Raw genomic sequence first — 13,314 nt, forward strand, 5'->3', positions numbered from 1 at the left:
ATGAAGATCGGATTTATCGGTTTGGGGAATATGGGGGCTAGTTTGGCTAAGTCTGTTTTTCAGGCTAAGACGGGTGATGACCTTCTCCTTGCCAATCGTAGTCAAGCCAAGGTAGATGCTTTCATTGCAGAATTTGGTGGTCAGGCTTCAAGCAATGAAGAAGTATTCGCAGAAGCAGATGTGATTTTTCTAGGAGTGAAGCCTGCACAGTTTTCAGACTTGCTTTCTCAATATCAGACTATCCTTGAAAAAAGAGAAAGCCTTCTTTTGATTTCCATGGCAGCTGGATTGACCTTGGAAAAACTGGCTAGTTTTCTGCCAAGTCAGCACCGAATTATTCGTATGATGCCAAATACCCCTGCCTCTATCGGGCAAGGAGTGATTAGTTATGCCTTGTCTTCTAATTGCAGGGCTGAGGACAGTGAGCTATTTTGTCAGCTTTTAGCCAAGGCTGGTCTCTTGGTTGAACTAGGAGAAGGCTTAATCGACGCAGCGACAGGTCTTGCAGGCTGTGGACCAGCCTTTGTCTATCTCTTTATTGAGGCCTTGGCAGATGCAGGTGTTCAGACGGGATTGCCACGAGAGACAGCATTGAAAATGGCGGCTCAAACTGTGGTAGGAGCTGGTCAATTGGTCTTAGAAAGCCAAGATCATCCTGGAGTATTGAAAGACCAAGTTTGTAGCCCTGGAGGTTCGACTATCGCTGGTGTAGCGAGTCTAGAAGCGCATGCTTTTCGAGGAACAGTCATGGATGCAGTTCATCAAGCCTACAAACGAACACAAGAATTAGGTAAATAAGAGGTAGTTTTATCTGCCTCTTTTATGGTGGTTGATACTCTTCGAAAATCTCTTCAAACTGCGTCAGCTTCCATCTGCAACCTCAAAACAGTGTTTTGAGCAACTTGCGGCTAGCTTCCTAGTTTGCTCTTTGATTTTCATTGAGTATGAAATGAGAAGACAAAAAGATTGTCACAAACTCCTATTTTTTTGATAGAATAGAAGTAGTAAAAAAGAAATGAGTTAGACATGTCAAAAGGATTTTTAGTCTCTCTTGAGGGACCAGAGGGAGCAGGAAAGACCAGTGTTTTAGAGGCTCTGCTCCCAATTCTAGAGGAAAAAGGGGTAGAGGTGCTGACGACTCGTGAACCTGGTGGAGTCTTGATTGGGGAGAAGATTCGGGAAGTGATTTTGGACCCAAGTCATACTCAGATGGATGCTAAAACAGAACTCCTTCTCTATATCGCCAGTCGCAGACAGCACTTGGTGGAAAAAGTTCTCCCTGCCCTTGAAGCTGGCAAGTTGGTCATTATGGACCGCTTCATCGATAGTTCTCTTGCTTATCAGGGATTTGGCCGTGGTTTGGACATTGGTGCCATTAATTGGCTCAATCAGTTTGCGACAGATGACCTTAAACCCGATTTGACACTCTATTTTGACATCGAGGTGGAAGAAGGGCTGGCTCGTATTGCTGCTAATAGTGACCGCGAGGTCAATCGTTTGGATTTGGAAGGTTTGGACTTGCATAAAAAAGTTCGTAAAGGCTATCTTTCTCTCCTGGAAAAAGAAGGAAATCGCATTGTCAAGATTGATGCGAGTCTTCCTTTGGACCAAGTTGTGGAAACGACCAAGGCTGTCTTATTTGATAGAATGGGATTAGCTAAATGAAACAAGATCAACTAAAGGTCTGGCAGCCAGATCAGTTTGACCGCTTTGTCCGTATCCTAGAACAAGACCAGCTCAATCATGCCTATCTCTTTTCAGGTTTCTTTGGAAGCTTGGAAATGGCGCAATTTTTAGCTAAGAGCCTCTTTTGTACGGATAAAGTAGGTGTGTTGCCATGTGAGAAATGCCGAAATTGTAAGCTGATTGAACAGGGAGAATTTCCCGATGTCACCTTGATTAAGCCAGTCAATCAGGTTATTAAGACAGAACGCATTCGGGAATTGGTGGGACAATTTTCCCAAGCAGGGATTGAAAGCCAGCAGCAGGTCTTTATTATCGAGCAAGCTGAGAAAATGCATCCTAATGCAGCCAATTCTCTGCTCAAGGTCATCGAAGAACCCCAGAGTGAGGTTTATATTTTCTTCTTGACCAGCGATGAGGAAAAGATCTTACCAACCATCCGCAGTCGGACGCAGATTTTCCACTTTAAAAAACAAGAAGAGAAGCTCATCTTGCTCTTAGAACAAATGGGACTGGTTAAGAAAAAAGCGACTCTCCTAGCTCAGTTTAGTCAATCGCGAGCTGAAGCAGAAAAGTTGGCTAATCAGGCAGGTTTTTGGACCTTGGTCGATGAAAGTGAACGCCTGCTGACTTGGTTAGTGGCTAAGAAAAAAGAAAGTTATCTGCAAGTTGCCAAACTAGCTAGCTTGGCAGATGACAAGGAAAAACAAGATCAGGTTTTACGGATTTTTGAAGTTCTCTGTGGACAAGATATCCTACAAGCAAGAGTAAGGGTGATTCTACAAGATTTGCTAGAAGCTAGAAAAATGTGGCAGGCTAATGTCAGCTTTCAAAATGCCATGGAATATCTGATCTTGAAAGAAATATAAACTCAAAAATGAATGATAAAGAAAGGAAAGGGCTGTTTTATGGATAAAAAAGAATTATTTGACGCGCTGGATGATTTTTCCCAACAGTTATTGGTAACCTTGGCCGATGTGGAAGCCATCAAGAAAAATCTCAAGAGCCTGGTAGAGGAAAATACAGCTCTTCGCTTGGAAAATAGTAAGTTGCGCGAACGCTTAGGTGAGGTGGAAGCAGACGCTCCTGTCAAGGCTAAGCATGTTCGTGAAAGTGTCCGTCGAATTTATAAAGATGGTTTTCACGTATGTAATGATTTTTATGGACAACGTCGAGAGCAGGATGAGGAATGTATGTTCTGTGACGAGTTGTTATACAGGGAGTAGGCATGCAGATTCAAAAAAGTTTTAAGGGGCAGTCTCCCTACGGCAAGCTGTACCTAGTGGCAACGCCGATTGGCAATTTAGATGATATGACCTTTCGAGCTATTCAGACCTTGAAAGAGGTGAACTGGATTGCGGCTGAGGACACGCGCAATACAGGGCTTCTGCTCAAGCATTTTGACATTTCTACCAAGCAGATTAGTTTTCATGAGCACAATGCCAAGGAAAAGATTCCTGATTTGATTGGTTTCTTGAAAGCAGGGCAAAGTATTGCTCAGGTATCCGACGCGGGTCTGCCTAGTATCTCAGACCCTGGTCATGATTTGGTTAAGGCAGCCATTGGGGAAGAAATTGCTGTTGTCACTGTTCCAGGTGCCTCTGCAGGAATTTCTGCCTTGATTGCCAGTGGTTTAGCGCCACAGCCACATATCTTTTACGGCTTTTTACCGAGAAAATCAGGCCAGCAAAAGCAATTTTTCGACTCGAAAAAAGACTATCCAGAAACTCAGATTTTCTACGAATCGCCCCATCGTGTAGCAGATACATTGGAAAATATGCTAGAAGTCTACGGTGATCGCTCGGTCGTCTTGGTCAGGGAATTGACCAAAATTTATGAAGAATACCAACGAGGCAGGATTTCAGAACTACTTGAAAACATATCTGAAACACCACTCAAGGGAGAATGCCTTCTGATTGTTGAAGGTGCCAGCCAAGATGTGGAGGAAAAGGACGAGGAAGATTTGTTCTTAGAAATCCAAGCTCGTATCCAGCAAGGCATGAAGAAAAATCAAGCTATTAAGGAAGTTGCTAAGTTTTACCAGTGGAATAAAAGCCAGCTCTATGCTGCCTACCACGATTGGGAAGAAAAGCAATAAAACGACTAAACAGGGAAGTTTGCCTTCTTCCCTTTTTTTGTTATACTAGTAGAAGAAAAAATAGAAAGATTTGTGGGAGTGAAAAAGTCCTGTGGACTTTTTCAGCCTGAGCCAAGAAACTCGAAAGCGAAGTAAGTCCTGTGGACTTTTTCAGCCTGAGCCAAGAAACTCGAAAGCGAAGTAAGTCCTGTGGACTTTTTCAGCCTGAGCCAAGAAACTCGAAAGCGAAGTAAGTCCTGTGGACTTTTTCAGCCTGAGCCAAGAAATTCGAAAGCGAAGTAAGTTCTGTGGACTTTTTCAGCCTGAGCCAAGAAACTCGAAAGCGAAGTAAGTCCTGTGGACTTTTTCAGCCTGAGCCAAGAAACTCGAAAGCGAAGTAAGTCCTGTGGACTTTTTCAGCCTGAGCCAAGAAACTCGAAAGCGAAGTAAGTCCTGTGGACTTTTTCAGCCTGAGCCAAGAAATTCGAAAGCGAAGTAAGTTCTGTGGACTTTTTCAGCCTGAGCCAAGAAATTCGAGAGCGAAGTAAGTCCTGTGGACTTTTTCAATGTGAATCTTGTCTTCACACTCCCAAAGAGGTATTAGTGTCGTGTCTCAATCTTATATCAATGTTATCGGTGCTGGTTTGGCAGGTTCTGAAGCAGCCTACCAAATTGCAGAGCGTGGTATTCCAGTTAAACTTTATGAAATGCGTGGTGTAAAACCTACACCTCAGCACAAAACAGACAATTTTGCTGAGTTGGTTTGTTCCAATTCCCTGCGTGGGGATGCTTTGACAAATGCTGTTGGGCTCCTCAAGGAAGAAATGCGTCGCTTGGGTTCTATTATCTTGGAATCTGCTGAAGCAACACGTGTTCCCGCTGGAGGAGCCCTTGCGGTGGACCGTGATGGTTTCTCCCAAATGGTGACCGAAAAAGTGGCCAACCACCCCTTGATTGAAGTGGTTCGTGATGAAATTACAGAATTGCCGACAGATGTTATTACAGTTGTGGCGACTGGTCCCTTGACTAGCGATGCCCTGGCTGAAAAGATTCATGCCCTTAATGACGGCGATGGTTTCTATTTCTACGATGCGGCAGCGCCTATTATCGACGTCAACACCATCGATATGAGCAAGGTCTATCTCAAGTCTCGGTATGACAAGGGAGAAGCTGCCTACCTAAATGCCCCTATGACCAAACAAGAGTTTATGGATTTCCATGAAGCCTTAGTCAATGCGGAAGAAGCACCGCTTAATTCTTTTGAAAAAGAAAAGTACTTTGAAGGCTGTATGCCAATCGAAGTCATGGCCAAACGTGGCATTAAAACTATGCTTTATGGTCCGATGAAACCAGTCGGTCTTGAGTATCCAGACGACTACACAGGCCCTCGTGATGGAGAATTCAAAACACCTTATGCGGTGGTTCAGCTTCGTCAGGACAATGCGGCTGGTAGTCTCTACAATATCGTCGGTTTCCAAACCCATCTCAAATGGGGGGAGCAAAAGCGAGTCTTTCAAATGATTCCAGGTCTTGAAAATGCGGAGTTTGTTCGTTATGGTGTCATGCACCGCAATTCTTATATGGATTCACCAAATCTTCTGGAGCAAACCTATCGTTCTAAGAAACAACCAAATCTCTTCTTTGCTGGTCAGATGACTGGTGTGGAAGGCTATGTTGAATCCGCAGCGTCAGGCTTAGTTGCGGGAATTAACGCGGCTCGTCTTTTCAAGGGAGAAAGCGAGGCTATTTTCCCAGAGACAACAGCGATTGGAAGTCTAGCTCATTACATCACTCATGCAGATAGCAAACATTTCCAACCAATGAATGTCAATTTTGGAATCATCAAGGAGTTGGAAGGCGAACGTATCCGTGATAAGAAGGCTCGTTATGAAAAAATTGCAGAGCGTGCTCTTTCTGACTTAGAGGAATTTTTAACAGTCTAATTTTTTTGAAAGAATTGCTCATGATACTATAAAAATCTTAGAAATTGTGATAAAATAGGTAGGATAAAAGAAGGAGAGTGAAAATGGCGAATCCCAAGTATAAACGTATTTTAATCAAGTTATCAGGTGAAGCCCTTGCCGGTGAACGTGGCGTAGGGATTGATATCCAAACAGTTCAAACAATCGCAAAAGAGATTCAAGAAGTTCATAGCTTAGGTATCGAAATTGCCCTTGTTATTGGTGGAGGAAATCTCTGGCGTGGAGAACCTGCTGCCGAAGCAGGAATGGACCGCGTTCAGGCAGATTACACAGGAATGCTTGGGACTGTTATGAATGCTCTTGTGATGGCAGATTCATTGCAACAAGTTGGTGTCGATACACGTGTGCAAACAGCTATTGCTATGCAACAAGTGGCAGAGCCTTATGTCCGTGGACGTGCCCTTCGTCACCTTGAAAAAGGCCGTATCGTTATCTTTGGTGCTGGAATTGGTTCACCATACTTCTCAACCGATACAACAGCAGCACTTCGTGCAGCGGAAATCGAAGCAGATGCTATCCTCATGGCTAAAAATGGTGTCGACGGTGTTTACAATGCCGATCCTAAGAAGGACAAGACAGCCGTTAAGTTTGAAGAATTGACTCACCGTGACGTTATCAATAAAGGTCTTCGGATCATGGACTCAACAGCTTCAACCCTCTCAATGGATAACGATATTGACTTGGTTGTCTTCAATATGAACCAACCAGGCAACATCAAACGTGTCGTATTTGGTGAAAATATCGGAACAACAGTTTCAAATAATATAGAAGAAAAGGAATAAGAAAGAATATGGCTAACGCAATTATTGAAAAAGCTAAAGAGAGAATGACCCAGTCTCACCAATCACTTGCTCGTGAATTTGGTGGTATCCGTGCCGGTCGTGCCAATGCAAGCTTGCTTGACCGTGTGCATGTAGAATACTATGGAGTCGAAACTCCTCTTAACCAAATCGCTTCAATTACGATTCCAGAAGCGCGTGTTTTGTTGGTAACACCATTTGACAAGTCTTCATTGAAAGACATCGAGCGTGCCTTGAACGCTTCTGATCTTGGTATCACACCAGCTAACGACGGTTCTGTAATCCGCTTGGTTATCCCAGCTCTTACAGAAGAAACTCGTCGTGACCTTGCTAAAGAAGTGAAGAAGGTCGGTGAAAATGCTAAAGTGGCTGTCCGCAATATCCGTCGTGATGCTATGGATGAAGCTAAGAAACAAGAAAAAGCAAAAGAAATCACTGAAGACGAATTGAAGACTCTTGAAAAAGATATTCAAAAAGTAACAGACGATGCTGTGAAACACATCGACGACATGACTGCTAATAAAGAAAAAGAACTTTTGGAAGTCTAAAAATAAACAGAAAAACTCAGTTGGCATTGCTGGCTGAGTTTTATTCGAAAGAAGGAAATATGAATACAAATCTTGCAAGTTTTATCGTTGGACTCATCATCGATGAAAATGACCGTTTTTACTTTGTGCAAAAGGATGGCCAGACCTATGCACTTGCCAAGGAAGAAGGTCAGCATATAGTAGGTGACACGGTCAAAGGTTTTGCTTATACAGATATGAAGCAAAAACTCCGCTTGACAACTCTAGAAGTGACTGCCACACAGGATCAATTTGGTTGGGGAACTGTAACGGAAGTTCGTAAAGACTTGGGTGTCTTTGTGGATACAGGTCTGCCCGATAAGGAAGTCGTAGTATCACTTGATATTCTCCCTGAACTCAAGGAACTCTGGCCTAAGAAGGGCGACCAACTCTACATCCGTCTTGAAGTGGACAAGAAAGACCGTATCTGGGGTCTCTTGGCTTATCAAGAAGATTTCCAACGTCTGGCTCGTCCTGCCTACAACAACATGCAGAACCAAAATTGGCCAGCCATTGTTTACCGCCTCAAGCTGTCAGGAACTTTTGTTTACTTGCCAGAGAATAACATGCTTGGCTTTATCCATCCAAGTGAGCGCTACGCAGAGCCACGTTTGGGTCAAGTCTTAGATGCGCGCGTTATTGGTTTCCGTGAAGTGGACCGTACCTTGAACCTCTCCCTCAAACCACGTTCCTTTGAAATGTTGGAAAATGATGCTCAGATGATTTTGACTTACTTGGAAAGCAATGGCGGTTTCATGACCTTAAATGATAAGTCATCTCCAGATGACATCAAAGCAACTTTTGGCATTTCTAAAGGTCAGTTCAAGAAAGCGCTCGGTGGCTTGATGAAGGCTGGTAAAATCAAGCAGGACCAGTTTGGGACAGAGTTGATTTAGGGAGATATATGAGAAAATCATTTTACACTTGGCTCATGACTGAGCGCAATCCTAAAAGCAATAGTCCCAAGGCTATCTTGGCAGATCTAGCATTTGAAGAATCAGCATTTCCGAAACACACAGATGATTTTGATGAGGTGAGTCGCTTTTTAGAGGAACATGCCAGTTTCTCTTTTAACCTAGGAGACTTTGACGCTATCTGGCAAGAATACTTAGAACACTAGCATGATTCACTGGGTTTGGGCTAGTAATTTCTCCATCCCTTTGCTATAATAAAAAGAAATAAAAGGATTAGAGAGGTTCTTTATTTGAAGGAACATTCAATTGACATTCAACTGAGTCATCCAGACGACCTGTTTCATCTTTTTGGTTCCAATGAACGCCATCTTCGTTTGATGGAAGAAGAGCTTGATGTGGTGATTCATGCTCGTACGGAGATTGTGCAGGTTTTGGGCGAAGAGACTGCCTGTGAGGAAGCCCGTCAAGTTATCCAAGCCCTCATGGTCTTGGTGAATCGTGGGATGACCGTTGGTACGCCAGATGTGGTGACTGCGATAAGCATGGTCAAAAACGATGAAATTGACAAGTTTGTCGCCCTTTATGAAGAAGAAATTATCAAGGACAATACAGGGAAGCCTATCCGTGTCAAAACACTGGGTCAAAAACTTTATGTGGATAGTGTCAAACAGCATGATGTGACCTTTGGAATCGGACCTGCAGGGACAGGGAAGACTTTCCTTGCAGTGACCTTGGCTGTGACAGCTCTTAAACGTGGTCAGGTTAAGCGGATTATCTTGACACGCCCAGCGGTGGAAGCAGGAGAGAGTCTAGGTTTTCTTCCGGGTGATCTTAAGGAGAAGGTAGATCCTTACCTTCGCCCTGTTTATGATGCCTTGTATCAGATTCTTGGCAAAGACCAAACAACTCGTCTCATGGAGCGTGAAATTATCGAGATTGCACCTCTTGCCTACATGCGTGGACGGACCTTGGATGATGCCTTTGTCATTCTCGATGAGGCGCAAAATACGACCATCATGCAGATGAAGATGTTCTTGACTCGTTTAGGCTTTAATTCTAAGATGATTGTCAATGGAGATATCAGTCAGATTGACTTGCCACGGAATGTCAAGTCAGGTTTGATCGATGCCCAGGAGAAACTCAAGAACATTCACCAAATCGACTTTGTTCATTTTTCAGCTAAGGATGTGGTTCGCCATCCAGTTGTCGCTCAGATTATCCGAGCTTATGAACCAGCTCCAGTTAAAAAAGAAGAGAGTGAAGAATTAGATCCTCAACCTCTATCTGAAGGATAGTTCTTTTGTACTTAAAGTTATCTCAATACTAAGTATAAATTTGCTTTTTAAATATTTCATTCAATATCCTTATCTTAGTTAGAAACGTTTCAAGTGGTGGAATCCTATGGAATCAATCTTTTTAAAACTAGCTCAGTATCCAATAGTGGAGACTGAGCGTTTATTGCTTAGACCTGTAACCTTGGATGATGCAGAAGCAATGTTTGCCTATGCCTCGGACAAGGATAATACGCGCTACACTTTTCCAACCAATCAAAATTTAGAAGAAACCAAGAATAACATTGCTCAGTTCTACTTGACCAATCCCTTGGGACGCTGGGGAATAGAACTAAAAAGCAATGGTCAGTTTATTGGAACCATTGACTTGCACAAGATTGATCCTGCTCTTAAGAAGGCAGCTATTGGCTACATTATCAATAAAAAGTATTGGAATCAAGGATTGACGACAGAAGCCAATCGTGCTGTGATTGAGCTAGCTTTTGAGAAGATAGGGATGAATAAGTTGGTTGCTTTATACGACAAGGACAATCCTGCATCTGGAAGGGTCATGGAGAAATCAGGCATGCGTTTTTCCCATGCAGAACCATATGCTTGTATGGACCAGCATGAAGAAAGCCGAATTGTTACAAGAGTTCATTATGTCTTGACCAAGGAAGACTACTTTGCAAATAAATAAACAGTTGAGAAGACATTTTCAACTGTTTTTTCTTCCTCTTACGAATAATCTAAGAGAGGAGAATATATGGAAGCACTTATCGAGAAAATCAAAGAGTATAAAATCATTGTCATCTGTATTGGTCTGGGCTTGCTTGTCGGCGGATTTTTCCTGCTAAAGCCAGCTCCACCAACACCTGTCAAGGAAAGTAGCTTGCAGGCTGAAGTTGCAGCTGTTTCCAAAGATTCGGTATCCGAAAAGGAAGTGAAGAAGGAAGAAAAGGAAGAACCTGTTGAACAAGATCTAATCACAGTAGATGTGAAGGGGGCTGTTAAATCGCCAGGGATTTATGATTTGCCTGTAGGTAGTCGAGTCAATGACGCTGTTCAGAAGGCAGGTGGATTGACCGAACAAGCAGACAGCAAGTCGATCAATCTGGCTCAAAAAGTTAGTGACGAGGCTCTGGTTTACGTTCCCACTAAGGGAGAAGAGTCGGCTAGTCAGCAAACTGCTTCGGGAACAGCTTCTTCGACAAGTAAAGCAAAAAAGGTCAATCTCAACAAGGCCAGTCTAGAAGAACTCAAGCAGATCAAGGGTCTGGGAGGAAAACGAGCTCAGGACATTATCGACCATCGTGAGTCAAATGGGAAATTCAAGTCAGTAGACGAGCTCAAAAAGGTCTCTGGCATTGGTGCCAAGACCATAGAAAAGTTAAAAGACTATGTTACAGTGTATTAAAAACATCCCTATTCCCCTCATTTACCTGAGTTTTCTATTGCTATGGCTTTACTACGCCATTTTTTCTGCATCCTATCTTGCTTTATTGGGTTTCGTTTTTCTGCTAGTCTGTCTCTTTATCCAATTTCCTTGGAAATCTGCTAGTAAAGTTCTAGTGATTTGTGGAATCTTTGCCTTCTGGTTTCTCTTTCAAAATGGGCAACAGAGTCAAGCAAGTCAAAATTTGGCGTATTCTGTTGAAAGGGTACGGATTCTGCCCGACACTATTAAGGTCAATGGTGACAGTCTATCCTTTCGTGGTAAGGCTGATGGACGCATTTTTCAAGTCTATTATAAACTCCAGTCTGAGGAGGAGAAAGAAGGCTTTCAAGTCTTAACAGACCTTCATGAGATAGAACTAGAAGGAAAACTATCAGAACCAGAAGGGCAGAGAAATTTTGGTGGCTTTGACTACCAAGCCTATCTGAAAACTCAGGGAATTTACCAGACTCTCAATATTAAAAGAATCCAGTCACTTCAAAAGGTTGGCAGTTGGGATATAGGTGAAAACCTGTCCAGTTTACGTCGAAAGGCTGTGGTTTGGATTAAGACGCACTTTCCAGACCCTATGCGCAATTACATGACGGGGCTTCTATTAGGACATCTGGACACAGATTTTGAGGAGATGAATGAGCTTTATTCTAGTCTAGGAATTATCCACCTCTTTGCCTTGTCGGGGATGCAGGTAGGTTTTTTCATGGATGGCTTTAAGAAACTTCTCTTGCGATTGGGCTTGACCCAAGAAAAGTTGAAATGGATGACTTATCCCTTTTCCCTTATTTATGCAGGCCTGACTGGATTTTCAGCCTCTGTCATTCGCAGTCTCTTGCAAAAGTTACTGGCTCAACATGGTGTTAAGGGCTTGGATAATTTTGCCTTGACGGTCCTTGTCCTCTTTATCATCATGCCCAACTTTTTCCTGACGGCGGGAGGTGTTTTGTCATGTGCTTATGCTTTTATCTTGACCATGACCAGCAAAGAAGGAGAAGGCCTCAAGGCTGTTGCTAGAGAAAGTCTGGTTATTTCTTTGGGAATATTACCCATTCTATCCTTCTATTTTGCGGAATTTCAACCTTGGTCCATCCTTTTGACCTTTGTCTTTTCCTTTCTTTTTGACTTGGTCTTCTTACCGCTCTTGTCTATCTTATTTGCCCTTTCCTTTCTCTATCCAGTCATTCAGCTTAATTTTATTTTTGAATGGTTGGAGGGAATGATTCGCTTTGTATCACAGGTGGCAAGTAGACCTCTAGTCTTTGGACAACCCAATGCATGGCTTTTAATTTTATTGTTAATTTCCTTGGCTTTGGTCTATGATTTGAGGAAAAACATTAAAAGGCTAGCAGTGTTGAGCTTATTGATTACAGGTCTCTTTTTCCTTACCAAGTATCCACTGGAAAATGAAATCACCATGCTTGATGTGGGGCAAGGGGAAAGTATTTTCCTACGGGATGTAACTGGGAAGACCATTCTCATAGATGTAGGTGGCAAGGCAGAATCTGATAAGAAAATCGAAAAATGGCAAGAAAAGGCGACGACCAGCAATGCCCAGCGAAGCTTGATACCCTATCTTAAAAGTCGAGGAGTAGCCAAGATTGACCAGCTAATTTTGACTAACACGGACAAGGAGTATGTTGGAGATTTGTTAGAGGTAACCAAGGCTTTCCATGTAGGGGAGATTTTAGTATCAAAAGGCAGTCTGAAACAGAAGGAATTTGTGGCAGAACTAGAGGCGACTCAAACCAAAGTACGTAGTGTGATAATGGGAGAGAACTTGCCCATTTTTGGAAGTCAGTTAGAAGTCCTATCTCCAAGGAAAATTGGAGATAGAGGACACGATGATTCCCTGGTTTTGTATGGAAAACTCTTGGATAAAAACTTTCTTTTTACAGGAAATTTGGAGGAAAAAGGAGAGAAGGAATTGCTGAGGCAATATCCTGACCTAGAAGTGGATGTTTTGAAAGCTAGCCAACATGGTTCTAAAAAATCATCAAGTTTAGCTTTTTTAGAACAGCTCAAACCAGAGCTTACTCTCATCTCAGTTGGAAAGAACAATCGAACGAAACTCCCCCATCAGGAAACCTTGACCCGACTAGAAGGTATCAATAGTAAAGTTTACCGAACTGACCAGCAAGGAGCTATACGCTTTAAAGGGTGGAGGAGTTGGAAAATAGAAAGCGTTCGATAGGAAGGACAAATATTATATATTAGTAAAATAAACTAAAAATCTGTTGCATAATAACGATAAAAACGATATAATGAAAGCGTCTTCAATATTAATGATATAAAATCATTAAAAATTAGCAAAAACCGTTTAATTAGTTAGTTTATGATCTATTGGTCTTTTTTAGTCCAGTGTATCTGCTGTGACAGTCACTAAAAGTTATAGGTATGATTGTGATACCTACTATAAGACTAGTATGAATTGCCAGAGATATAACTATATTAATCCCCTGTTATGGTATCGTTATGACAGCTATTCTGAATATAAAATTGGTTCTGGTTGGAACTACGATTGTTATGAGGTACTAAACTACTACAGCAGAGGCTATTAATCCAAAAAGGAGG

At 42.5% G+C, this 13,314-nt stretch carries 15 protein-coding genes; all 15 read left to right on the forward strand.

Annotated elements, in window-relative coordinates; genetic code table 11:
- The 15 genes from proC (at position 1) to B7695_RS11830 (ending at position 13,301) form a co-directional block, all read left to right on the forward strand.
- On the forward strand, positions 1-798 hold the full coding sequence (gene proC, locus B7695_RS09765) for a pyrroline-5-carboxylate reductase (RefSeq protein ID WP_084891425.1): 798 nt from the start codon (positions 1-3) through the stop codon (positions 796-798).
- A 228-nt stretch (positions 799-1,026) separates the two neighbouring features.
- Positions 1,027-1,665, forward strand: coding sequence for a dTMP kinase (tmk, locus tag B7695_RS09775; protein ID WP_084891427.1), 639 nt, complete (start codon positions 1,027-1,029; stop codon positions 1,663-1,665).
- Positions 1,662-2,552 (forward strand): DNA polymerase III subunit delta', encoded by an 891-nt coding sequence (locus B7695_RS09780; RefSeq protein WP_084891429.1) that lies wholly within the window; start codon positions 1,662-1,664, stop codon positions 2,550-2,552. Before tmk ends, B7695_RS09780 begins: the two co-directional genes overlap by 4 nt.
- A 39-nt stretch (positions 2,553-2,591) precedes the next feature.
- Entirely contained in the window at positions 2,592-2,909 is a 318-nt protein-coding gene (gene yabA / locus B7695_RS09785; protein WP_000358227.1) for a DNA replication initiation control protein YabA, read from the forward strand.
- Positions 2,910-2,911: 2 nt separating this feature from the next.
- The gene (gene rsmI / locus B7695_RS09790; protein WP_084891431.1) at positions 2,912-3,781 is read left to right on the forward strand and encodes a 16S rRNA (cytidine(1402)-2'-O)-methyltransferase; all 870 of its coding nucleotides are present in this window, start codon (positions 2,912-2,914) and stop codon (positions 3,779-3,781) included.
- Between the two features lie 587 nt (positions 3,782-4,368).
- Positions 4,369-5,703, forward strand: coding sequence for a methylenetetrahydrofolate--tRNA-(uracil(54)-C(5))-methyltransferase (FADH(2)-oxidizing) TrmFO (gene trmFO / locus B7695_RS09795; protein ID WP_084891432.1), 1,335 nt, complete (start codon positions 4,369-4,371; stop codon positions 5,701-5,703).
- 83 nt (positions 5,704-5,786) lie between these two features.
- Positions 5,787-6,524, forward strand: coding sequence for a UMP kinase (pyrH, locus tag B7695_RS09800; protein WP_000002996.1), 738 nt, complete (start codon positions 5,787-5,789; stop codon positions 6,522-6,524).
- An 8-nt stretch (positions 6,525-6,532) separates the two neighbouring features.
- Entirely contained in the window at positions 6,533-7,090 is a 558-nt protein-coding gene (gene frr, locus B7695_RS09805; RefSeq protein WP_001262225.1) for a ribosome recycling factor, read from the forward strand.
- 59 nt (positions 7,091-7,149) lie between these two features.
- Positions 7,150-8,004: an RNA-binding virulence regulatory protein CvfB gene (gene cvfB / locus B7695_RS09810; protein ID WP_084891434.1), complete on the forward strand. Its 855-nt coding sequence runs from the start codon at positions 7,150-7,152 to the stop codon at positions 8,002-8,004.
- 8 nt (positions 8,005-8,012) lie between these two features.
- Positions 8,013-8,228 carry a YozE family protein gene (locus B7695_RS09815; RefSeq protein ID WP_001232084.1) on the forward strand — a complete coding sequence of 72 codons (216 nt, stop codon included), beginning with the start codon at positions 8,013-8,015 and terminating at the stop codon, positions 8,226-8,228.
- 84 nt (positions 8,229-8,312) lie between these two features.
- A complete protein-coding gene (locus tag B7695_RS09820) occupies positions 8,313-9,317 on the forward strand; it encodes a PhoH family protein (RefSeq protein WP_050252902.1) in 1,005 nt (334 codons plus the stop codon).
- 106 nt (positions 9,318-9,423) lie between these two features.
- Positions 9,424-9,993: a GNAT family N-acetyltransferase gene (locus B7695_RS09825; RefSeq protein ID WP_084891437.1), complete on the forward strand. Its 570-nt coding sequence runs from the start codon at positions 9,424-9,426 to the stop codon at positions 9,991-9,993.
- A gap of 66 nt (positions 9,994-10,059) precedes the next feature.
- Entirely contained in the window at positions 10,060-10,710 is a 651-nt protein-coding gene (locus B7695_RS09830; protein WP_084891439.1) for a helix-hairpin-helix domain-containing protein, read from the forward strand.
- The gene (locus tag B7695_RS09835; protein WP_084891440.1) at positions 10,694-12,934 is read left to right on the forward strand and encodes a DNA internalization-related competence protein ComEC/Rec2; all 2,241 of its coding nucleotides are present in this window, start codon (positions 10,694-10,696) and stop codon (positions 12,932-12,934) included. Before B7695_RS09830 ends, B7695_RS09835 begins: the two co-directional genes overlap by 17 nt.
- Positions 12,935-13,112: 178 nt before the next feature.
- Positions 13,113-13,301, forward strand: coding sequence for a hypothetical protein (locus B7695_RS11830; protein ID WP_084891442.1), 189 nt, complete (start codon positions 13,113-13,115; stop codon positions 13,299-13,301).
- The last annotated feature ends 13 nt before the right edge of the window (positions 13,302-13,314 follow it).

This window comes from Streptococcus mitis, assembly GCF_002096845.1.
Lineage (GTDB): Bacteria > Bacillota > Bacilli > Lactobacillales > Streptococcaceae > Streptococcus > Streptococcus mitis_A.